Below are 22,465 nucleotides of genomic sequence, written 5' to 3' on the forward strand. Positions count from 1 at the left end.
AAAAACATTAAATATCAGACTAATTCTTGATCGTCTGTGGATTATCGGGCTCAGATTGGTATTAGGTTTATCACAAGAAGAAAGGGAAGCCTCATTGCAGCAAGCCTTGCTGTTGCAATTGCAATACTTGTGGTTCAGGTAAATTCTGTAATATTCCAAGGTCTCTATGACGCAATTGTACGCGACCAGATAAACTATCGATTTGGTCATGTCTACATTACAAGGGAAGAAGACTTTATCACAAAATCTGATTTTGTCTTGGTAAACTGGCTTGAAAGAATTCCATATGTCCAGGCAGCAGCACCCAGAATTGACTCGTCTGCATCAATTAATGCAACAATTGACGGAAAAATAATTCGGGATTATGCAGTCCCAGTAATAGGAGTCGATCCAGTGCTTGACAGGGAGGCATCAACGATGGCCCAGACAGTAGGAGATGGAGAATATGTGTCATATAGAAATTCCGTAGTCCTTGGAGCAATTGTTGACAGGGATCTTGGAGGACCACAAGTAGGTGACACCATCAAGTTAAAGTTCAAGGATCAGCACGGAAATGATGTACTGCGAAGACTTACAGTAGTTGGAATAACATCCACTGCAGGATCTGTAGGATTGGATAATTCTGTCATAATGAACATTGATACATTGCGTGAAATAATTGACAGACCTCATCAAACACAATCAATAATTGTCCGATTAAATGATCCCACAAAAGACAAGGATGTAAAGGACTTGTTCCTAGCTGCATTTCCATCAAATGCCGACAAATTCAAGGCCCAGACAATAGAAGAGTCCGCAGAGACAACACTGCGTGGATTCAGGTCTGGTATTGCACTAATTAATCTAGTAGGGTATTTTGGAATGATGTCCTCTGCTTTTGCAGTTGTAACTATACAAATGATGCAAGTTACAAGCAAGACTCGTGACATTGGAGTAATGAGAGCAATTGGCTCCAAGAGAAAGGATGTTCTGCTTGTGTTTATATTCCAAGGCATGGTAATTGGCGCAATAGGGGCAGGGCTTGGAACTGCGATGGGCGTTGCATATACCGCATATGCCAAGGAGACTCACATGACATTCCAGGGAAGCTTACCACTTGAGGTAAAATACAATTGGACAAGCATAATCCAGACTGATATCATGGCATTTGTACTTGCAATTGTTGCATCCATTTATCCTGCATACAAGGCAACCAAGCTTGAACCTGTGGAGGCAATGAGAGTTGGCTGATTACGTACTTGAGGTCAAAAACGTGGACAAGGTCTACGGTCATGGAGAAACAGAGGTATACGCTCTGAGAAACCTCTCATTTAGCGTCAAGCGGGGCGAGTTTATGTTAATTGTAGGAAGTTCAGGGTCTGGCAAATCTACACTGCTTAACATGATTGGCTTACTAGACAGACCAACACACGGCAAGATAATAATTGATGGAGTAGACACATCAGAGCTAAACGACAATCAACTTTCCACCTTTAGAAACTCTAAACTAGGATTCATCTTCCAATTCTCTAATCTCTTATCTGATCTTACAGTTCTTGAAAATGTAACACTACCAAGAAAGATCCAGGGTACGGTTCACAATTCTTCAGAGGAGGCAAAAACACTTCTCAAAACAGTAGGACTTGAGACACAAATGAACAAGTTTGCAAACCAAATATCTGGTGGACAAGCCCAGAGAGTAGCAATCACAAGGGCACTTATCAACAAGCCGTCAGTTGTTCTTGCAGATGAACCAACTGGAAACCTTGATTCCATATCTGCAGAGACTACAGTACAGCTACTCAAGTCACTAAACCGTAAATTGTATCAGACTTTTATTATAGTCACACACGATAGACACCAGTTTGGAGATGTGGACAAAGTGGTAACAATAAAAGATGGAAGAATTCTCAAAGAAGAAGTGGAGGCAAAGATGCAATGATTAACGCAAGACTAGTCCTATCTGTTGCACTAATTGTAGTGCTGGTTGTATCACCAGATGTGATATCATCAAGCTATGCCCAAACTCCAGAAATTCTGACGCCAAGCCAGTCACCATTTGAGCACGGATTCAATGATGTTAAATTCCTAGACGCCTATTTTGGACCCGCTGGGCAGAAAATTGAGGTAGAGCCAGGCGATAAGAACATTCCATTTACAGTGGTGTTATCAAACGTAGGAACTGAGGATATCACAGGAATTCAAGGAACACTCAGCTTACCAACTGGATTTTCAGGAGCAGTTACAGGAAATGGATTAATCCAGGCAGATAACACACAGACTGCTACTGCAGGCCAGTCATTTACACTGACATTTTTTATAAATGTGGACAAGTCGATAAACATCCATGATTACTCAGGAACCATCAAGGTATCGTATTCCAGAGTAAGAGAAAATGGTGAGCGTACGGCTTATCTTGACTTCAACTTTAAGGTGACAGGCAAGGGAGTGGTAAACTTGAAGGCACAAAACCCCTTCCTAAATCCTGCATCCAACAATGACATTACAATACAAATCTCTGATGCTGGAACTGCACCACTTAATGATGTTGATGTTGTAATACAAAGAGATCAGAGTACAAGTACAACAGGTACAACAAACAGTCTTCAGGGAATAGTACTTGACCAAAACCACTGGAAAGTAGGAACTGTACATCCTGATTCATCAAACACATTTGCAATACATGCCTTTATTCCACAAAATGTAGCAGGTCAGACAATACATGCACCATTTACAGTAACATATTTTGACGGTCAAGGAAACCAAGTAACAACAACAAGAACTGTAGACTTTATTGTAGGTCCAACAAGTACTGTTTCCATAATAAAACTCTCATCGCCACCCTATATCATGACAGGAATCATGCAAAATCTCACACTTGGAATTGAAAACTTGTCTCCCTCACAAATATCTGATATCTCAATATCAATCACACCAAATTCAAGCAACTTGAAGATACTACAAGACAACAAGTGGTTTGTTCAAGACATAGGACCTCTTGAAAAAACTGACCTTGTAATTCCAGTCTTTGCAGATTCAAGCATCGAGGGCCAGGCAGTAGACTATGAAGTTGATATCCAATACACAAAAGATGGCGCAACTGTAATTGAAAAACAAAACTTTGCTACATATCTTAGAGGAGTAATTGATATCTCAGTTCATGACATTGGAGTAACACAGATTGCAGGAAAACAAATGATAATTGGAAACGTGTTAAACCAAGGAAATGTCAAGGCAGTCTTTGGACAGGTAACTGTACTTCCAGTTGATAATTCTGTAATTAAAAAGTCAACCCAGTATATTGGAGATATAGACATTGATGCACCAGTACCATTTAACATTCCGATAAATTCAGACAGTCCTCCAACAGGCGACCAAAAAATCCAGGTGACACTCACTTGGAAGGATACACTACTGCAGCAGCACACTCTAACAGAAGTTGATACTGTGTCGTTTGGAACACCTGCAGTCCAGTCAAGTTCAAACCCAAGCTTTAACCAGTTACAAGTTGTAATACTTGTTGCAATTGCAGCAGGAATAGGCGGAATTGTATTCAAGGCAAGAAAGAAGAAAGTTGTACTGGAAAAGAAAGTGGAACAATCAAGCTAAGGGTATATTTACTGTAAAGGCGCTTTTCTAGGCATGATATGGGATGAAATTGAGATCCCAAAAGAAATTCGCCAGTTTATGCCTGATGGTGCAGAAGAGACAGCATTGGGGCAAAAAAATGGCGCAAAAAAACAATATCGCTATGGTAATCTGCACATACGAGAATATGACGACAAATATCTTGTGCATATGGATAAGGTAGATCCAAGAAAAGATCCTCTAGGCCATCTTGTACAGGATGCACCGGAATTTCTAGTTGGCATAACAAGTGCAGTGATTGCAGGAAATAAAGTTTCATCAGGTCTTTACAAGTTACAAAAAAATGTACCTTTTGCAAAGAGCACATCCATCTTTGCGGGTCTTGTGGTTTCTGCTGTTGCAGGGTATGCAGTATATGCAATTACAAAAAAACTCAAAGATCTCTAGGAGAGAGTGAAGAACCATTTCTAAAACTAGAACTATTCAAACCTTCATCAAATTAGTGCCTCTTGTTATTGCATTACGAAAAGACAGAAGGGAATGGGTCAAAAAGCAGGGAAAAAATGTAGATATACCAAGATACAAAAAAAATGCACAAAAGGCACTCAAAACATTTCTTTCTCTTGGTCCGGTTTACATCAAACTTGGTCAGTGGCTCTCATCAAGAGCTGACATATTGCCACAGCCATATCTTGAAGAGCTCGCAAAACTCCAGGATGAAGTACCAGCAGAATCATTTGACAAGGTACGACCAATAATAGAACAAGACCTAGGTCCAATGGAAAAAAGTTTTGACTTTATTGATACTAACGTAATATCCGGTGCATCACTTGGTCAAGTCTACAAGGCACGATTGCGCGGTCAGGATGTGATAGTCAAGGTAAAAAGGCCTGGAATTGAACAGGTTGTTGAAGAAGATATTCGTGTATTGAAAAGAATAATTCCATTTGCAATGAGATTTGTTGATTCGAATCTCCGATATTCTGCAGAGGCAATGCTATCACAATTTATTGAAACCATGAATGAAGAGATGGACTATCGAATAGAATCACAAAATCTCAAGGCAATAAAACATAACATGCAGAACTACAAAAAACTGATAATTCCTTCTGTTATTGACGACAGGTCAAGCAAGAATATACTTACCATGGAATATCTTCCTGGAATAAAAATAACAAATGTCAAAGCACTTGACGAGGCAGGAATTGACAGAGAACAGCTTGTAGTACGTGCCCATCGCGTGTTTTTTACAATGTTACTCAAGCATGATTTGTTTCACGCAGATCCTCATCCTGGAAATATCTCTGTCACAAAGGATGGTTCGCTTATACTGTATGACTTTGGAATGGTGGGAAGACTAGATAACAAGACTCGACTAAAATTAATCAGATTGTATCTTTCTCTTGTTGAAAGAGACCCAACAAGAACTGTCTCTGCAATGGATGACCTTGGAATGCTAATGCCAGGATATGACAGATCAATTATAGAAAAAGGTTTGGCATTATCCATTCAAGCATTTCATGGCACAAAGGTGGACAGGATGGAAGTACGAGCACTTATGGATCTTGCAAACAAGACAATGAGTAGATTTCCATTCAAGCTTCCAAAACATCTTGCGCTATACATGAGAATGGCATCAATACTTGAAGGAGTCTATCTTACACACAAGGTAAATTTCCGATTCATCAATGTATTGCAAACCATACTTGAAGAAGAAAATATTGTACGTGATGCCTATGTTGAGGAAATAAAACTATCATTTGGAAGATTTGTAAAATCAATAGATTCTGCAATTGCAGTGGTGCCAGAGATTAGACAATTTATAGAACAAAGCAAAAATATGCAACTTAACAAACCAAAACCAAGAAACATACTTCTTTCCGGTACCATTCTTGCAGCTGCAGTCTTTGTAGGTTCTACCATTTTGTATTCCAGCAATGGTGTGATAGGTGAAATTGGGATGGCAGGATCTGCTGTTATAATGGCGCTTGCTATGTTGTTAAAGGAAAAATAGTTCTATTCTACTGTGATATTCTTTCCAGTCTTTGCCGGTATAGTAAATGTAAGAACACCATCACGGTATTTTGCAGATGCTGCAGGATTTTCATCATCTTTTACTGCAATTGGCAATCTGATTTTCTTGTCAATAGAGCGTGGTCTTTGTCTCCATATTGCAGTACCTTCTGTCTCTTCTTCTCTTGTCGCATTGATTGAAAGTATGTTGCCGTTTAATCGCAGTTTGATATCTTTCTTGTCAAAACCAGGCATGTCTATTGTTACTATTAGGCTGTCATTTTGTAGAACCATGTCTACAGGAGGAAGAATAAACTCGTAAAATTCACGTGACTTGTTGCCTATCTCTCGCATGACTTCTTTTGCCATATAGTGACCTATACCCATTTGATATCATTTAGCACTTTTTTGATTATTAAACCTTAGTCAGATTCACAATTTATCTACTGCTCTATTCAATAGGATTTCAATGATTATTGTTATAGAGGGATTTGACCAGGCAGGAAAAAAAACCCAGTCGCAGATGCTATCAGATTTTCTAAAAACTAGACACAGAAAATCAGTGATATTTAGTTTTCCTGATTATGATACTCCTATAGGAAAGGAGATCAAAGGTTTTCTTGGAGGGAAGCGCAAGTTTGCCCCGCAAGTAATACATTGCCTTCTTGCAGCAAACAGGTGGGAAAAGGCAAATGAAATCAAGGCTACACTTGACAAAAATTATGTTGTAATAATGAACCGATATTATCAGTCAAATCTGGTATATGGAACAGTAAATGGACTTGATCTTAAATGGCTTGAAAATCTAGATAAGGGATTACCAAAAGAAAATGTTGTCATATTGCTTGATGTTAAAGTATCTGATTCATTTTCAAGAAAAAAACAAAGACGTGACAGGTTTGAAAAAAATAAGGCATTTGCACTAGAAATTGCATCCACATACAGAAAGCTTGGAAAGAAATATGGCTGGCACATTGTTAACGCATCTCAAGAAAGATCCCAAGTACATGAGCAAATAAAAAAAATTGTACAAAAATATATCAGATGAAAGACACATGGCAAAAAAATACGTCCAAATTGTAGACCCGATTCATGATTTTATTACTGTATATTCTCATGAACTTGGGCTTGTCGATTCTCCAATATTTCAAAGGTTAAGGAGGATACGCCAACTTGCAGGTGCACATCTTGTATATCCTGGTGCACAACACTCTAGGTTTGAGCATTCGCTTGGAACAATGCATGTTGCAGGCCAAGCAGCATCTATACTAAAAGAAAAAGGATACCTAAGCTCTGATGATTATGAAAACATCAGAATGGCTGCACTTCTCCATGATATAGGCCATGGTCCATTCTCACATCTATTCGAAGAGGTATTGCAAAAAAATAAAACAATATCGCATGAAGAGATTGGAAAAAAAATAATACTTGAATCTGAGATTGGGGATATAATTAACAAGTCAGGATTTGACAAGAAATTTCTTAGCAACCTGGCATTTGGAAATTCCAAATACCAATTCATGAATGAAATCATCTCTGGCGGTCTTAGTGCAGATATGATGGATTATCTCTTGCGTGATGGATACTTTACAGGTGCAGAGCATGCAAAAATAGACTTTATGAGAATAATCCACTCACTTGATGTGCACGAAAAAAAACTCTCCCTTGCCAAATCTGCATTATACTCATTTGAATCAATGATGATATCACGATACCAAATGTTCAAGGCAGTCTATTTCCACAAGACTGTGCGCTCTGCGGAAGTCATGCTTATTCAATCAATGCTTCTTGCCGATAAGGAACTTGAGCTGGCTACAGATGACATCAAAAAATATGTCCAGATGACAGATGAATTTGTAATCTCAAAACTTGTATCCCTTGAACCAAAGGATGCAGATTTGAAAAGAGCTCGTCAGCTTGCAATAGAATACCAAGAAAGAAAACTTCTCAAGTGTGTATATGAAAAAATATTTACTCGCCCTAGAATGAATCAAGTAAATACAGATGAATTACAAAACAGGATTGCAAAAAAAGCACAAGTAAACAAGTGTGAGGTCTTTATAGACATATCAAAGACTCCATCAATTCCACTCTCACCTTCCAAGACAGAATCCAAATCAATCATACTTGCAACAAAAAAAGGAGAAGGCCCAAAGGAATCTTATGAGCTTCCAATATCTGAAATTCCATTGGTATCGGCAATATCTGGCTTTATGGATATGCTTAGGGTCTATACCAGACAGCAGTTTAGAAAAAAGGTTGAAATTGCAGCAAACGTCATTCTTGGTGAAAATATATGAAAAAAAGAATTGTGGTAAAATTATCTGGAAGTCTTTTTGGATTTGAAGATACCAAGACATTAAAACAATATGCAGAATTTTTTGTCAAAATGAGTAAGATCTGCCAACCAATTATAATTGCAGGAGGTGGAAAAATTGCAAGACACTATATCTCTCATGCAAGATCATCTGGTGCTGATGAATCAACACTTGATGAGCTTGGAATTGAGGTCTCTCGCCTTAATGCAAAACTTTTGATCTATGCACTACAGGACAAAGCGTATCCTCATCCTCCTGTCAACCTAAAAGAAGTTGCAACTGCTGCAGACTCTGGCCTGATTGTAGTTACTGGCGGTCTGCACCCTGGACAGAGTACAAATGCAACTGCTGCACTCATTGCAGAGAAGGTAAGAGCTAGTGCATTTTTCAACGCAACAGATGTGGATGGGGTCTATGATTCTGATCCCAACAAGAACAAGAATGCAAGCAAATTCAAGAAGATTCCAATAAAACAACTTCGTTCAATGCTTGTACACCAAGACGCTGTTGCAGGGGGTTATGATTTGATGGACATAGTAGCTTTAAAGGTGATAGAGCGCTCCAAGTTAAAGACAAGAATACTCAAGTCTGATCCAAAGGTACTAGAAAAAGCAATCAAAGGAAGCCCTGAGGGTACTGAAATTATACTAACCTGACTTGGCCCAAATATTGGGGTATTCCTGCACTTGTAGCTTTGTTTAGAATTTCTTTTGCATCATTTTCTGCAAGGACTTTGGATTGGGATTTTGCATACCCTTCTTCATCAACTATTACAACAAGCCAACCTTCTCCTGGCTTTTCAGCCATTGCAACAAGCTCTTGTTCTCCAACAGGGACAAATACTCCTTGTGATTTTTTTACAGTCAACGTAAGCATGGCAAAACCTGCATGAGAGAATAAGGTCATCTGTGATTTTCTTGATCTTTCTTGACCTATTCTTACTGCCTGATGATATTGCATAAATGCATTTTTCCAACTTTTACTATAAGCGTTTTCAACTCAACGTTTAAGAATTGAACAAATAGTAAAAACATCCTTGGAAAAGAAAATTCTTGTTTATGTCGCAATAGGAGCAATTATAGCAATGCTTGGAGTTGTTGTGGTTCTTCCAAATTCGGGAATTCTCAAAAACCATTTTACTCCAAACGCAAACACACCTTCTGCTCTAACATCTGTGTTGACTGAGGTAAAACCAGTTGACATACAATACAATGGATCGTCTATCTTATCAGTAGGAGATAGAGATGCAACAATAGAGACAAAACTTGTTCTAACAAATCCCAACGATAACACCTTGATAATAGAAATGGTAGGGTATGACATCTATGCAGACGGAGTAATGATTGGCCATGGACAATATGGTCAACGATATGATGGAACCTGGGAGAGTTCATACTATTTACCGTTAACACAACACAACAATGAAACAATCACAGTTGACGCAAAGATAACAAATGATGGAAACAATCCTCAAGTCTGGTCCGCATTACAAAATCATACTGCAAAACTCAAGTTTGCAGGAACTGCATACTATTCAACACACTCTGCATTCTCTGGTCAGAGTTATTCAAAAGATTTTGAATTTTCGCAATAAATCTAATGCTTGGCAGGATTGTATCTTGATCTGATGAACTTTATCAGATACACAAATCCAAGTATTATCCATGTTAATATCATTGTTCCAAATGTCAAAGTAACAATTCTTGGTATCGTAAGGTTGAGCTGATATACATAGTTGAGATATTCTGCTGGAATTATTTTGTCAAGCATATACATAGGTAAAAGATATGGATTTACATCCTGAATGTTGATTATGGATTTTTTGGCAAGCAGTGTTATGATTGAATGCCATCCGAAGAAAAATGTCACAAAGAAAAATGCTGCTTTTCTTCCCACTGGTTTTCTATAACCTCGTTTTTCAAATTTCTCTAATCTCTCCTTAACTTGGGATAGCTCTGACCTTAACTCTTCTACGGACTTGTGATCACCTGATCTCTTTTTTGTACCAATGTATGTCTCTATGAGCGAATCAAGATACTTTTTATCAGAATTGTATAGTGTCTTACCATCCTGAAGGGCACCTAGAATATAGTTAAGCCTGCCTGCATCTCCCTTCTTTGTATCTATCAAATGAACAACATAATCGATTAACTCGTCTGCCATTATTCGTATACCATGCCTGAGTTGCCAAAAGTGGCTTTAGATAACATTATCAACATTATCAAGCTCTTTTGGGAAGGGATTTTAATTATCTATAAGGAATTTAGCCTATTTTTTTGAAGAGATTGATGACAGGTTCCTTGTCTGAATTTGATAGGGATGAAAAACCCTCTAAAAGTTCCCTCTGAACATGTAGAGTATCATCAAGAGCCTTTCTGATATATTCTGAATTAAGCGGTACAAGTTTATCGATTATTCCATTACTGTATGATTCGATATATCTTCTCAATAATAGCATGACAAAATTTGGCGCAACATCAAGTAGTAGTATGATTGCTCTCTTGAGATCTTTTTCTTTCACATTGGTCTCTTTTTCAAAAAATGCATTCATTATTCTAGTCCTGTCTTTTTGAGTATCTAACACTGATGCAGCAACAAGTAGACCACTGTCTGTCAAATTATAATATGGAACACCTTGTTCTTGGAGAGCTTTTGGACCTCGCTTTATTGGAAGTCTTCCTGCCTCCTTTACAAGTTCCAGGGGAAGTAGAATTTCATCTAAATCTCTGAAAATTCCAGAGTAGATATTCTGCCAAGTAGTTCCATTTTGTTCTGCAAGTTTGTGTGCTATGGCAGTACGAGTTTTTCTTGTGGGAAGAGTTTCAGTTGAAAGGTGAATTATGATTCCGCGTTGACGCATTGCTTCTCCTGTAAACTCTTTTCCTTTTGTCTTAAATGTTTGAAAAACTGATAACTTTGGAGTCTGTTTTTTTGATTTCATGTTTACTCACAAAATGATGATTCTTGTTTTGTAAAATATTCTACTTTTATAGTTTGATAACCTAAAATATTCATTTTATGATATTATCATATTTTCTCTATGATATAAGAATTTATGAATAATTTATTTTTCTTTAAAGTGTCACCGCATTTTTCAAAATCTAGTATGCATTACATCTAATTGTAATAAAATGGATTTACATTACCCTCCAGTACAATGATAACATATGCTAATTTCACATGATGATCTTTTGAAAAAAATTGACACTGCAGATCTCCTACTTGTTGATTGCAGATCATACAAGGACTATCTGGAAGGACATATTCCTGGAGCAATTAATTTTGATTTTTTCTATTATCATTGGTCTGATACTTCCAAAGATGGAATAGAGGCATTTGAGAAGCAAACACAAAATCTCCTGTCTTTTCTTGGCGTAACAAACGAAAAAACAGTTGTTTTCTATGATGATGTATCTGGTATGAGTGCAGCAAGAGGAGTTTGGACATTGATGTACTTTTCTCACAAAAATGTATTCATGTTAGATGGGGGATTCAAAAAGTGGAAGAGTCTTGGGCTTGTAATGGAAACAACTACCAATGGATTCAAACCCACAAAATTTTCAGGCAAGATAAACAAGGAAATACTGGCAGGATACGAATACGTCAACAAAAAAATTGGTACAGCAAAACTGCTTGATGCAAGAAGCAAAGATGAGTATGATGGAATCACAATACGAGCAGCAAGAAGAGGTCATATTCCAACTGCTGTAAATATTGATTGGGCATTAAATGTAAATGATGACGGTACAATGAAATCAAACAATGATCTTGATAAAATGTATAATTTCTCAAAAGATGATGAAATTATAACATATTGTCAAGGAGGATATCGGGCAGCAAATTCTTTTTTAGCACTCAAAATATTGGGTTTCAAAAATGTAAAGGTCTACATTGGTTCGTGGGGAGAATGGGGAAATAAACTAGAATTACCAGTTACTCTGGAAAAAAACTAGAAATCTTTTGCAATACAACAATGTGTACGATGATCGCATGTTGTTGTTTCTAAAAATTGAAAATACATTTGCAAGAATTAGATTAATATAGCCTCTTTAAATGAGCCTTTGATGATGGTGCTTAACAAGCGTTCAAAATTATCGCTTTTAGTTATCGCTGCAGGATTGACAATCGCACTATCTACATTTGTGTCAACAACTCCTGCTTTTGCAGCAGAAAGTTCTGCTACTAGCAGCGGATTAACAAAACCACTTTTGGCTATTGCAGCAGCAATTGCAATCGCTGGTGGTCTTATTGGTACTGGTAATGCACAGCAAGGTATTGGTGCAGCTGGTATGGGTATTATTGCAGAGAAGCCAGAGAAGTTTGGTCAAGTGCTATTCTTCTTTGTGATTCCAGAAACTCTATGGATCATTGGATTCGTGTTAGGAATCATATTGCTACTGGGCATACTATAGTGGTTTTCGGTAATGAGCATTGAAACGTTCATTCAAGAAATAGAGTCTAGAAAGAGAAAGGAGATTGCAACTCTTGAAAAGGATCTTCAAGAGAGCAAATCTAGGCTTGACGCAGAGATGAATCACACATTAAAGGAGATTCAAGAACGTTTCTCAACTGAAGCTAAAATTAAGTCTGAAAGAGAACAAGCAAGAATAATTGAAGCCTCAAAACTACAAGCAAAGAAGATAATATTTGATGCAGTAAATGCTAACATGCAGTCTGCTTTTGCAGTAATCTACAAAGAGATTGAAACTTACACAAAGAGTCCACAATACAAGAAATCTCTTGAAACCATGGTTAACAATGCCAAAAAGAAACTTGGTCAAAATATTATAGTTCATTGCCGAGAAGAAGACAAATCAATTCTCAAAGAACTTGGTGTATCCACAGACAAGTCAATTAAGACTCTAGGTGGAATTGTAGCGGAAAACAAAGAAGGAACAAGGGAATTGGACCTTACCTTTGAAGAATTACTTAGAACTAATGAAGACCAAGTAAAGAGCTTCCTCTCGGAGAAAATGTAATGCCAACATCACAATATGCATCATCATTTGGAAGACTTCAGGCAATCTCGCTCAATCTTTTATCAAAAGAACAAATGCAAAACCTGATGAAAGCAAAAGATGAAACTGAGATGATAAAAACACTTGGATCTACATGGTATCAGCCAGAAATTGAAAAAGCCGCATCGCTCTTTAAAGAATCAGAACTACTTGAAGTAGCGTTAAACAGACATCTTGTATATATTAATAAAATTGCACTGGAAGCAACGCCGTTTAATGGCAAATCAGCTGTCAGAGCATATCTTTCAAAGTGGGATATTTACAATATTGAACTAATTCTTTCTGCAAAGAGTATGGGCAGACCAATTTCAGAGACAGAATCATTTCTTGTCTCAAGTAGAAATGTTCCAGCAGGAATATCTGCAGGAAATATCTCGCACGATGAAATGAAAATAATCCTGTCACAAACTGGAGTTGATGGTGTTGTAAATCAACTGGTAAAATACAATTATGGCCCAATTCTCATGCAACACCTTGAGACATACCAGAAGACAGGAGATCTGGGGCCAATGATGTCTGCACTTCAAACATTCTATTATCATAATTTGTTCGAGTCACTCAAATTCTTCCAAGGCGATGAGGGACTCATTAGAGATTACATACGAGCAGAGATTGACAAGAAAAATGTACTAAGTATTCTCAAAGCAAAGGAATCTAATCTTGATAAAGATCTAGTAGCCAAGCATATAATCGAAGGTGGTAAGATGACCAAAAATGAACTACTTGACGTCTATAATGCAAAAGATGTGCCAGAAATTGTAGGTAGAATAGAGAATAGATTCATGCTAGTTAATGCACTAGCACAATACAAAAAATCAAACAGCCTTATTGACTTTGAGGTAGCTTTGGATAAATTCATAAATTCCGAATATGTGAAAAAATTGAAAAATATTGCACTCTCTATTGGTACCATATTCTACTTTATCATTAACACAGAACATGAGCGTGAAAACATCAAAAGAATTGCTTATGGTAAACGCTATAACCTCTCTGCAGACTACATCAACTCGTTATTGTTAATAGAATAGATATGTCACAACAAAAATCCACCACTGGAAAAATAGCGGTAGTAGGAGAGCGTGAGCTAGCCATAGGGTATAATCTATTAGGAATAGAAGATACCTTCATTACAAGTGGAGAAGAGGCAAGCAAGACGATACAGGATCTATTTTCATCAGGTAGCTATAGCCTAATTATAATAAGTGACGCAGTAAGAGCAAGCCTTCCTGCAATATTTCGAAAGAAGATCGAGGCTTCCATCGAACCTCTAGTCATATTTATGCCTGCTTTAGAAGGAAATATTCAAGAAGAGTCTATATCTGTTCTAGCAAAGAGAGTGTTAGGAATAAGTATCCCCTCGAGTTGATGATGATAAATGGCTGATGGAATAATTTCAAGAGTTTCGGGTCCTGTAGTGATCGCAAGTGGTCTAGAGGGCGCTCAAATGTTCGATGTAGTCCGTATTGGTGATATGGGACTAGTAGGAGAAATAATTCGTCTTGAAGGCAACAAGGCAACAGTTCAAGTTTATGAAGATACAACAGGTCTCCGACCAGGTGAGAAGGTTATCAATACAAAACGACCTCTCTCAATGCAACTTGGTCCTGGTTTGTTGACATCAATTTATGATGGTATTCAAAGACCACTGGATGTTCTACGTGAACAAAGTGGTGACTTTATTAGCAGAGGAAAAGTCATTCCTGCACTTGATCAAACCAAAAAATGGGAATTTGTTCCATTAAAGAAAAAAGGAGATCAAGTTTCTCCTGGAGAAATAATTGGTGAAGTTCAAGAAACTCCGCTCATTATGCACAAGATAATGGTCCCTCATAACGTCAAGGGTACTCTTACTGATATCTCAGAAGGTAAGTACACAGTTAATGATATTGTAGCTTCAGTACAAAATGGAACCAAAGCAGACATTGGATTATCAAGCTGGTGGACTGTTAGAACTCCAAGACCAGTTCTTCGCAAATTAGCACCAGAAGAACCATTACTTACCGGACAAAGAGTACTGGATACATTCTTCCCAGTTGCAAAGGGAGGCACAGCTGCAATTCCAGGTCCATTTGGAAGTGGAAAGACAGTAACTCAGCAGCAACTTGCCAAGTGGGCAGACAGTAATGTGATTGTCTATGTAGGTTGTGGAGAACGAGGAAATGAAATGACCGAAGTCCTTACAACATTCCCAAAACTAGAAGATCCCAAATCAAAGAGACCATTGATGGAACGTACAATTCTTGTTGCTAATACATCTAACATGCCAGTAGCTGCTCGTGAAGCAAGTATCTATACTGGTATCACAATGGGTGAATACTATCGTGATATGGGATATGGTGTTGCATTGATGGCAGACAGTACGTCAAGATGGGCAGAGGCATTAAGAGAAATTTCTGGTAGACTTGAAGAAATGCCAGGTGAAGAAGGTTATCCAGCTTATCTTGGAAGAAGACTAGCAGAATTCTATGAAAGAGGAGGCAAAGCAGTTGTTATATCTCCTGAAGAACGTGTAGGATCTCTTACTCTAGTAGGTGCAGTATCACCACCCGGAGGTGACTTTTCAGAACCAGTATCACAAAACACACTAAGAGTTACTAGAGTCTTCTGGGCACTTGATGCAAGCTTGGCATCAAGAAGACACTTCCCATCAATTAACTGGCTTACAAGTTATTCATTATATGCTGATGGTATGGGAGATTGGTATAAGAACAACGTAGCAACATCTTGGATTGCAGCCAGAAAAGAGGCACTTGAAATTTTACAGAAAGAATCTGAGTTACAAGAAATTGTTCAGCTTGTAGGATATGATGCACTTCCAGAACCGGAAAAAGGTGTACTGGACACTGCAAGATCAATCAGAGAAGATTATCTACAACAGAGCGCATATGATGATGTTGATACATATACTTCCATCAGAAAGCAATTCTTGATGCTTTCAACAATACTTGAATTTGGTAAGATGGAAGCAGACGCAATTAAGAAAGGAATTACATCTGTCAAGATAGGACAATTAGAGTCAAGAAAGATGATATCAAAAATTAAATGGACAAAAGAAGACCAAGTAGAACAATTGGTAAAGGATACAAAAAGCAAAATGCAACAAGAATTTACAACTCTAATGACGGAGGCATCAAGATAATGTCAGGAATATCATACAAGACACTTTCAAAGATTGCGGGACCTCTAATGTTTGTAGAGGGAGTAGAAAATGCTGCATACGGTGAAATGGTTGAGATCAAGCTACAAAATGGCGAAAGAAGACAAGGTCAAGTCCTTGATACAAGACAAGGTCTTGCAGTTGTTCAAGTCTTTGGTGCAACATTAGGTCTTAACATTGGTAGTACATCTACAAAATTCCTAGGTGAAACTGCACAGCTTGCAGTGTCTGATGAAATGTTAGGGCGTGTCTTTGACGGCCTTGGTAATCCGAGAGATAATGGTCCAAAAATTGTATCAAAAACAAAGGTTGACTTGGTAGGTTCTGGTATAAATCCATATTCAAGAGAAGAACCGTCTGAATTTATTCAAACTGGAATGTCAAACATTGATGGAATGAATACTCTAGTCAGAGGTCAGAAACTTCCAATATTCTCAGGCGCAGGTCTTCCACATAACTTACTTGCAGCACAAATTGCAAGACAAGCAAAAGTACTTGGAGGATCAGAAAACTTTTCAGTAGTATTTGCAGCAATGGGAATTACAAGTGAAGAAGCAAACTTCTTTGTAAAACAATTTGAAGAAAGTGGTGCATTGGGAAGAACTGCTTTGTTCCTCAACCTTTCATCTGATCCTTCTATGGAGCGTTTACTTACTCCAAGACTTGCATTAACCACTGCAGAATATCTTGCATATGAACGAGACATGCATGTGCTTGTAATCATGACTGATATGACTAACTACTGTGAAGCATTAAGAGAAATTTCTGCTGCAAGAGAAGAAGTACCGGGAAGAAGAGGTTATCCTGGTTACATGTATACTGACTTGTCATCATTATATGAAAGAGCAGGAAAAATAAAGGGACGAAACGGTTCTGTAACACAGATTCCAATTCTAACCATGCCTGCAGATGATATTACTCACCCAATTCCAGACCTTACTGGTTATATCACAGAAGGACAGATTGTCATGAGTAGAGATCTGCACAGAGCAGACATACACCCACCAGTAGATGTGCTTACTAGTCTTTCACGTTTGATGAATCAAGGTATCGGTAAAGGCAGTACAAGAGAAGATCATAGAAGCCTTGCAGACCAACTATACTCATCTTATGCACAAGGTAAGGATGCAAGATCACTTGCTGCAATAGTGGGTGAAGAAGCACTCAGCGACCTTGATAGAAAATTCATGAAAGTAGCAAATGACTTTGAAAGAAAGTTTGTCAATCAAGGAATGGATGAGAATCGCTCTATAGAACAGACCTTAAACATTGGTTGGGAATTATTAAGCGAATTATCAGACTCTGAACTTAATCGTATCAAGCCAGAATTTATCGAGAAATACAGAAAGAGATCTGGTACAGGTGCATAAGATTGCCATCAGTAATTAATATCAGACCAACTCGTCTTGAATACATCCGTACTAAACGAAGAATCATCGTTGCAAAAAAAGGTCTAAAATTACTAAAATTAAAAAGACAAGCATTAATTCTAGAATTTTTTAATGCAAGCAAAACTGTTGCATCACTTAGAAGTGGTCTTCAAGCAGAACTTGTAAAAGGATACCAAGCAATTCGAATGGCAGAAATGCTTGCAGGTGCAATGAGACTAGAAAACGAGGCAATGAAGATTCCACAACTAAACAAATTGCAGATAACTCCAAAAAATGTTATGGGTGTGCGAATTCCAAAGATAGAAGGCGGTAAAAACGATCAAGCTCTTACAGAACACCTCTTAGAATTACCACCCTCAATCAACGAAGCAATCAAAGCATTTCATAATGTACACAAGATGGTACTTGATGTTGCAGAAAAAGAAACAACACTTCGTAAATTATTACTTGAAATTGAAAAAACAAAAAGAAAGTCCAATGCAATTGAAAATGTATTCATTCCACGACTACAAGCCGCAATCAAATTTATTATATTTAGACTCGATGAAATGGAGCGAGATACTTTCATGATGCTCAAAACTGTAAAACGAAAGATGGGAGAAAGAGAACAGGAATCCCTAAAACAAAAGGAGCGAGAATTAGTTGCCTAACTTTGTTAATCAAGAACAAAAGAGGTTCTTTATGATAGTTCGTGCATTTAAGCTTGGAAACATACTTGCCACTGTAGCCTTGGCACTGTATGCAGGCAAACACTTTTTCGGAGTTTAAAATGTCTGCAGAAAAATACGTACATTCACTCAAGCAAATAAAAGAAGCTGAAGAGAGATCACAAAAAGAGATAGACGAACAAAAGAAAAAAGTCGCAGAAGAACTTCGAAACTTTGAGTCTAATGCTAAACAATCTATTACCGCAGCAAAAGCAGATGGAGAAAAACTAGTCGAGTCTTCTATAGATCAGGCAAGAAAGAAAGCAAATGCTGAAACTACAAAGATTATAGAAGAAGCAAATAACAAGGCCAAGACAATTTCCTCAAGAATTGACTCACAAACAGTCAAAGAAATAATCGATATCTTACTCAAAGAGGTATAGATCTTTGGTTCTCAAACCAGTACCAATGGGAAAAATTGCAGTGCTTGGGCTGAGAAATGAAAGACAAACAGTAGTATCGATTCTACACGACCTTAATGTAGTACAATTAGAACCATTGTCAAAAGATATTGCATCTCTTGTACGAAATGAACGGGACGGAGAAATGTTCAGACAAGTATCTGATCAGCTTCTTAGGATGAAAGCCTTCAAAACTGTTCTTCCACCAACTGAGGTTACACAATGTCAAAGATTTACTTCTATAGACCAAATAATGAGTGCTGCCAAGAACATTAACGTAGATGACAAGGTTAGTGCATTAGAAAAAGAAAAAGAACATCTTTTGACACAGCTAAAAGAGACTGAAAATCACATAAAATTAGTTGAAGATTTTTCTTTCTTCCCAGAAGACTTTAACGTTCTCCAATTAAAAATGGCACATTCTTACTTTGGTAAGGTAGATTCTAAGAATTATCCTGCCTTCAAAAAAGCACTTGATGTAAACAGCCAGGATGTCTTCCTTTATCCAAAGGAAGGAAAAGAATCAACAAATCTGGTTCTTGTTACATTTCCAAACTTCCCGCCACATGCACTTGCAACCGTGGTTCAAGAATATGACGTAAAATTAGAAGCTGTTCCAAAACTAGAGGGTAAGGCAGATCAATTATTACAAAATCTCAAATCAAAACAGACCGATATATCACACAAGTTACAAGAAATTGATAGGCAATTAAGTGATATCTCAAAAACTCATTATGTAAACATTGTATGCATAGAAGAACAGCTTGAGATTGAAAATAAAAAACTCGAAGTAATTGATAATCTTGGAGTTACTTCTGATTCCTTTGCACTGGAAGGATGGATTCCAAAATCAAAGATAGGTCAACTACGTGGCATATTTGAAAAAAATACCAAAGGTACCATGTTATTTGAGCTTGAAACTCATGAGAACCCTCCTACACAGTTTGACAACCCCAAGAGATTCAAATTGTTTGAAGCCTTTATCAGGTTCTATTCTTTACCAGAAGGCAAAGAATTCGATCCAACACTAATCTTCGGTATCTTTTTCCCCATATTCTATGGTATGATGGTTGGAGATGCAGGATATGGACTATTCATACTTCTAGTATGTCGATGGGTTATTCGAAGAATTGAGGGTGGAAAGAGAGACATTAACATCATGCCTAGTATGTTGAGTAAATTTGCATTGAATATACTAAAGAGACGACAGATGGTAAAACTTGCAAAATCAATGACACCCGGTGCTATCATTGCAATAGGATTGGGATTTGTGTTTAACCTCTATTTTGGATTCCATCTTAACGGTTATCTATTTGGTTTTCTTAATACTAATCTGGGTTTACATCTACCTGCAGATGGAACAATATTCAGTCCAATTACTAGTCTAAGAAAACTATTGCTAATAGCTGGATACATTGGCCTTGGAATGGTAACATTTGGTCTAATCCTTGGTATCTTGAATAGTATGCGTGAGGGTCTCAAAAAACATGCTATTGGCAAAATGGGTTGGTTGCTCTTTGGTTGGGGTGTAGTACTCTTTGGACTTGCACTAATGCATCACCAACACGTCAACCCGGTTCATAGTACAACAGGTGCTGCTTACATAGGCTTGATGATTGGTGGAATTGGCTTGATGTTTGTAGGAGAAGGCCCAAGGGCGATCATGGAGTTGCCGTCCATTGTTAGCCATATATTGTCATACACCAGACTCATTGGAATTCTTTTGGCATCCGTTATTTTGGCTGATGTGATTGACTTTATCTTTTTCAAAACATTACATCATGGAATTCCTTTTATTGTTCTTGGAACGATGATACTCTTCATAGGTCACATATTCAATATTATAATTGGTGTCTTTGAGCCAGGAATTCAGGGAGCAAGATTAATCTATGTTGAATTCTTTTCAAAGTTCTATCACGGCAATGGTAGAGCCTTTAGACCATTTGGTACTACGAGAAAATATACCTATGACCAATATGAGCTACAGGCAGAAAAGAAATAGAATCTAATAATATTTTAGTTCATTAACATCTAAAATTCTTGTACAATATCTGCATCTTAATACAAGACCTGTTTTATCAACTACATCCATGATTGGTTGTATCTCTTCTCCACTGTTTGTTATGCAATCTGGGTTTGAGCATCGAAAAATTCTTTCAATTTGATTTGGTAAAGCAACACGTCTCTTTTCAACTAGTTTGTAATCCTGAATTATATTGACAGTAGCTTTTGGGGCGATGAGTGCAAGCTTGTTAGTATCTGTATCTTGTAAAAACTTGTTTTCAACTTTTATGATATCTTTTTTTGCAACTTTTGAACTGGGAACATTTAATGCAATTGTGATAACATTTCCATCTCTTCCGTCTATTCCCAATGCATTTAGAACCTTCAAGCCCTTTCCAGATTCTATATGATCTATCACTGTTCCATTCTTTATTCTTCGTACAATAAGATCAGACTCTGACATTGGAATAGTTTGTATACTACTCATATATAATAGTGAATTGCTAATGAGCAATTCTTTTTTCCAAAAAGATATTGTCTCAGTGCGAGATTTTGATAAACAAAAGTTTGAGACTGTTTTTCAGGCCACTGATAAAATAATTGGAATGAATCAAAATGAGAGAAGAGAGATTGTGCGAGGAAAGACTCTTGGATATCTGTTCTTTGAACCTAGCACCAGAACTAGATTAAGCTTTGAGGCTGCTATGGCCTCAATAGGTGGTACTTCTCTTGGTATAGCAGATGCCTCATCCTCGTCTGCAAGAAAAGGTGAAAGTCTTGCGGACACTGTAAAAATCATGTCCCTTTACTCTGACGTGCTGGTTCTTAGACACCAACTTGATGGCTCTAGTAGGTTTGCAGCAGAAATATCTGAAAAACCATTGATAAATGCTGGTAGTGGAACCGAGGAGCATCCAACACAGGCAATACTTGATCTCTATACTATACGAAAAGAAAAAAAGAAGATAGACGGCCTCAAAATAGGAATTGTAGGAGACCTCAAGTACGGACGAACTGTGTATTCACTTCTATATGCTCTTAGCAACTATAATGTTGATGTAAAATTAATATCTCCACCTTCGCTCAAAATAAGATCTGATTCAACATATGAAATAAGAAAAAAACTCCAATATTCAGAAACTAGTGATTTGGAAGAAAACCTAGATGATCTCGATGTAATCTATGTTACAAGAATACAAAAGGAAAGATTTGCTGACCTTGAAGAATATGTAAAAGTTAAGGGAAGCTACAAGATTGGTCCAGAATTAGTAAAGAAGATGAAAGATGATGCTATCATAATGCATCCATTGCCACGTCTTGATGAGATCTCACATGAGATTGATTCTACAAAACAAGCCAAATACTTTAAACAAGCACAATATGGAAAAGATACGCGTGCAGCACTTCTTGCATTGATTCTAAATGAAAATGGAATATGATATATAGAAAATTATTTACATTGTTACTAATTTTACATTATCCATTTTCTTGTTTGTCTGAAAGTCTCGTGTCATGACACTTATCTTTTCAGCATCTCCGTGTAACAAGAAAAGTTCCATACACTTGTTTCCATCCACTTTACTGTGAAGATGTGTTCCAATTAGATCCTCGTAATTATGTTTAATTCCTGTCACAACTTGTTCTGATTCTTCATCATGAACAATCATCAAAATTGCATGAATCAATCCTGATAACATGCTCTGCTGTTTTTCTTCAGCTACCAAATTTCTTATTCCTGCGCGAATAATTTCGGATCTGCCAGTAAACCCCATTGTTTTCTGTATTCTATCTAATTCTAAAAGTATCTCATCATTGAGTGATATGGAAATTATTGGCATGATTCCATTATTATTAACTATCTTATAAGTTTAGCAATAATAATTATTAAT

General features: G+C 37.3%; 27 protein-coding genes. 21 read left to right on the forward strand and 6 right to left on the reverse strand.

Going from position 1 to position 22,465, the window contains the following annotated elements:
* Positions 1 to 36 precede the first annotated feature (36 nt).
* From NSIN_RS02340 to NSIN_RS02360, 5 genes are read left to right on the forward strand one after another with little or no spacing between them, the layout of a single operon-like run.
* Positions 37 to 1,230 carry an ABC transporter permease gene (locus NSIN_RS02340; RefSeq protein ID WP_101009214.1) on the forward strand — a complete coding sequence of 398 codons (1,194 nt, stop codon included), beginning with the start codon at positions 37 to 39 and terminating at the stop codon, positions 1,228 to 1,230.
* A gap of 22 nt (positions 1,231 to 1,252) precedes the next feature.
* Positions 1,253 to 1,921 (forward strand): ABC transporter ATP-binding protein, encoded by a 669-nt coding sequence (locus NSIN_RS02345; protein WP_101009973.1) that lies wholly within the window; start codon positions 1,253 to 1,255, stop codon positions 1,919 to 1,921.
* Positions 1,918 to 3,588, forward strand: a complete 1,671-nt coding sequence (locus NSIN_RS02350) for a COG1361 S-layer family protein (RefSeq protein WP_101009215.1) — start codon at positions 1,918 to 1,920, stop codon at positions 3,586 to 3,588. Before NSIN_RS02345 ends, NSIN_RS02350 begins: the two co-directional genes overlap by 4 nt.
* 33 nt (positions 3,589 to 3,621) lie before the next feature.
* Positions 3,622 to 4,014, forward strand: a complete 393-nt coding sequence (locus tag NSIN_RS02355) for a hypothetical protein (RefSeq protein ID WP_101009216.1) — start codon at positions 3,622 to 3,624, stop codon at positions 4,012 to 4,014.
* A gap of 16 nt (positions 4,015 to 4,030) precedes the next feature.
* Complete coding sequence (locus NSIN_RS02360) at positions 4,031 to 5,581, forward strand: ABC1 kinase family protein (protein WP_101009217.1); 1,551 nt, start codon at positions 4,031 to 4,033, stop codon at positions 5,579 to 5,581.
* 2 nt (positions 5,582 to 5,583) lie between these two features.
* Here NSIN_RS02360 and hsp14 read toward each other — a convergent pair whose 3' ends face one another.
* Positions 5,584 to 5,949: an archaeal heat shock protein Hsp14 gene (gene hsp14, locus NSIN_RS02365; protein ID WP_394340803.1), complete on the reverse strand. Its 366-nt coding sequence runs from the start codon at positions 5,947 to 5,949 to the stop codon at positions 5,584 to 5,586.
* 100 nt (positions 5,950 to 6,049) lie between these two features.
* Here hsp14 and tmk point away from each other — a divergent pair, with 100 nt between their 5' ends.
* From tmk to pyrH, 3 genes are read left to right on the forward strand one after another with little or no spacing between them, the layout of a single operon-like run.
* Positions 6,050 to 6,628: a dTMP kinase gene (gene tmk / locus NSIN_RS02370; protein ID WP_101009219.1), complete on the forward strand. Its 579-nt coding sequence runs from the start codon at positions 6,050 to 6,052 to the stop codon at positions 6,626 to 6,628.
* A 7-nt stretch (positions 6,629 to 6,635) separates the two neighbouring features.
* Positions 6,636 to 7,880 (forward strand): HD domain-containing protein, encoded by a 1,245-nt coding sequence (locus tag NSIN_RS02375; RefSeq protein ID WP_101009975.1) that lies wholly within the window; start codon positions 6,636 to 6,638, stop codon positions 7,878 to 7,880.
* The gene (gene pyrH / locus NSIN_RS02380; RefSeq protein WP_101009220.1) at positions 7,877 to 8,554 is read left to right on the forward strand and encodes a UMP kinase; all 678 of its coding nucleotides are present in this window, start codon (positions 7,877 to 7,879) and stop codon (positions 8,552 to 8,554) included. Before NSIN_RS02375 ends, pyrH begins: the two co-directional genes overlap by 4 nt.
* On the opposite strand, the gene NSIN_RS02385 is transcribed toward pyrH, so the two are convergent.
* Positions 8,541 to 8,858 carry a hypothetical protein gene (locus NSIN_RS02385; protein WP_101009221.1) on the reverse strand — a complete coding sequence of 106 codons (318 nt, stop codon included), beginning with the start codon at positions 8,856 to 8,858 and terminating at the stop codon, positions 8,541 to 8,543. The two genes, pyrH and NSIN_RS02385, sit on opposite strands and share 14 nt — an antisense overlap.
* A gap of 76 nt (positions 8,859 to 8,934) precedes the next feature.
* Between NSIN_RS02385 and NSIN_RS02390 the strand changes: the two genes are divergently transcribed.
* A complete protein-coding gene (locus NSIN_RS02390; protein ID WP_101009222.1) occupies positions 8,935 to 9,492 on the forward strand; it encodes a hypothetical protein in 558 nt (185 codons plus the stop codon).
* 2 nt (positions 9,493 to 9,494) lie between these two features.
* Here NSIN_RS02390 and NSIN_RS02395 read toward each other — a convergent pair whose 3' ends face one another.
* Positions 9,495 to 10,061: a hypothetical protein gene (locus tag NSIN_RS02395; RefSeq protein WP_101009223.1), complete on the reverse strand. Its 567-nt coding sequence runs from the start codon at positions 10,059 to 10,061 to the stop codon at positions 9,495 to 9,497.
* A gap of 100 nt (positions 10,062 to 10,161) precedes the next feature.
* Entirely contained in the window at positions 10,162 to 10,839 is a 678-nt protein-coding gene (locus NSIN_RS02400) for a hypothetical protein (protein ID WP_101009224.1), read from the reverse strand.
* Between the two features lie 226 nt (positions 10,840 to 11,065).
* Here NSIN_RS02400 and NSIN_RS02405 point away from each other — a divergent pair, with 226 nt between their 5' ends.
* The 11 genes from NSIN_RS02405 to NSIN_RS02450 all read left to right on the forward strand — a co-directional run bounded on the left by NSIN_RS02405 (position 11,066) and on the right by NSIN_RS02450 (position 20,574).
* The gene (locus NSIN_RS02405; protein WP_101009225.1) at positions 11,066 to 11,851 is read left to right on the forward strand and encodes a sulfurtransferase; all 786 of its coding nucleotides are present in this window, start codon (positions 11,066 to 11,068) and stop codon (positions 11,849 to 11,851) included.
* 111 nt (positions 11,852 to 11,962) lie between these two features.
* A complete protein-coding gene (locus tag NSIN_RS09600) occupies positions 11,963 to 12,310 on the forward strand; it encodes a F0F1 ATP synthase subunit C (protein ID WP_245871880.1) in 348 nt (115 codons plus the stop codon).
* Positions 12,311 to 12,322: 12 nt separating this feature from the next.
* A complete protein-coding gene (locus tag NSIN_RS02415; protein WP_101009226.1) occupies positions 12,323 to 12,877 on the forward strand; it encodes a V-type ATP synthase subunit E in 555 nt (184 codons plus the stop codon).
* Positions 12,877 to 13,944 (forward strand): V-type ATPase subunit, encoded by a 1,068-nt coding sequence (locus NSIN_RS02420; protein ID WP_101009227.1) that lies wholly within the window; start codon positions 12,877 to 12,879, stop codon positions 13,942 to 13,944. The genes NSIN_RS02415 and NSIN_RS02420 overlap by 1 nt, the downstream gene beginning before the upstream one ends.
* A 2-nt stretch (positions 13,945 to 13,946) precedes the next feature.
* A complete protein-coding gene (locus tag NSIN_RS02425; protein WP_101009228.1) occupies positions 13,947 to 14,282 on the forward strand; it encodes a V-type ATP synthase subunit F in 336 nt (111 codons plus the stop codon).
* Between the two features lie 9 nt (positions 14,283 to 14,291).
* Positions 14,292 to 16,055, forward strand: a complete 1,764-nt coding sequence (locus tag NSIN_RS02430; RefSeq protein WP_101009229.1) for a V-type ATP synthase subunit A — start codon at positions 14,292 to 14,294, stop codon at positions 16,053 to 16,055.
* Complete coding sequence (locus NSIN_RS02435) at positions 16,055 to 17,443, forward strand: V-type ATP synthase subunit B (protein WP_101009981.1); 1,389 nt, start codon at positions 16,055 to 16,057, stop codon at positions 17,441 to 17,443. Before NSIN_RS02430 ends, NSIN_RS02435 begins: the two co-directional genes overlap by 1 nt.
* 2 nt (positions 17,444 to 17,445) lie before the next feature.
* Positions 17,446 to 18,114: a V-type ATP synthase subunit D gene (locus NSIN_RS02440; protein WP_165775223.1), complete on the forward strand. Its 669-nt coding sequence runs from the start codon at positions 17,446 to 17,448 to the stop codon at positions 18,112 to 18,114.
* Positions 18,107 to 18,232 carry a hypothetical protein gene (locus NSIN_RS09645; protein WP_281259588.1) on the forward strand — a complete coding sequence of 42 codons (126 nt, stop codon included), beginning with the start codon at positions 18,107 to 18,109 and terminating at the stop codon, positions 18,230 to 18,232. The genes NSIN_RS02440 and NSIN_RS09645 overlap by 8 nt, the downstream gene beginning before the upstream one ends.
* Before the next feature lies 1 nt (position 18,233).
* Positions 18,234 to 18,554 carry a hypothetical protein gene (locus tag NSIN_RS02445; protein ID WP_101009231.1) on the forward strand — a complete coding sequence of 107 codons (321 nt, stop codon included), beginning with the start codon at positions 18,234 to 18,236 and terminating at the stop codon, positions 18,552 to 18,554.
* A 4-nt stretch (positions 18,555 to 18,558) separates the two neighbouring features.
* Positions 18,559 to 20,574 (forward strand): V-type ATP synthase subunit I, encoded by a 2,016-nt coding sequence (locus NSIN_RS02450; RefSeq protein ID WP_245871881.1) that lies wholly within the window; start codon positions 18,559 to 18,561, stop codon positions 20,572 to 20,574.
* A 3-nt stretch (positions 20,575 to 20,577) separates the two neighbouring features.
* Here NSIN_RS02450 and pyrI read toward each other — a convergent pair whose 3' ends face one another.
* Positions 20,578 to 21,039 (reverse strand): aspartate carbamoyltransferase regulatory subunit, encoded by a 462-nt coding sequence (pyrI, locus tag NSIN_RS02455; protein ID WP_101009232.1) that lies wholly within the window; start codon positions 21,037 to 21,039, stop codon positions 20,578 to 20,580.
* Between the two features lie 43 nt (positions 21,040 to 21,082).
* On the opposite strand from pyrI, the gene pyrB reads away from it, so the two are divergent.
* Positions 21,083 to 22,015 carry an aspartate carbamoyltransferase gene (gene pyrB, locus NSIN_RS02460; RefSeq protein ID WP_101009233.1) on the forward strand — a complete coding sequence of 311 codons (933 nt, stop codon included), beginning with the start codon at positions 21,083 to 21,085 and terminating at the stop codon, positions 22,013 to 22,015.
* A 15-nt stretch (positions 22,016 to 22,030) separates the two neighbouring features.
* On the opposite strand, the gene NSIN_RS02465 is transcribed toward pyrB, so the two are convergent.
* On the reverse strand, positions 22,031 to 22,414 hold the full coding sequence (locus NSIN_RS02465; RefSeq protein WP_101009234.1) for a CopG family ribbon-helix-helix protein: 384 nt from the start codon (positions 22,412 to 22,414) through the stop codon (positions 22,031 to 22,033).
* Positions 22,415 to 22,465: the final 51 nt, after the last annotated feature.

It is taken from the genome of Candidatus Nitrosotalea sinensis (genome assembly GCF_900143675.1).
Lineage (GTDB): Archaea > Thermoproteota > Nitrososphaeria > Nitrososphaerales > Nitrosopumilaceae > Nitrosotalea > Nitrosotalea sinensis.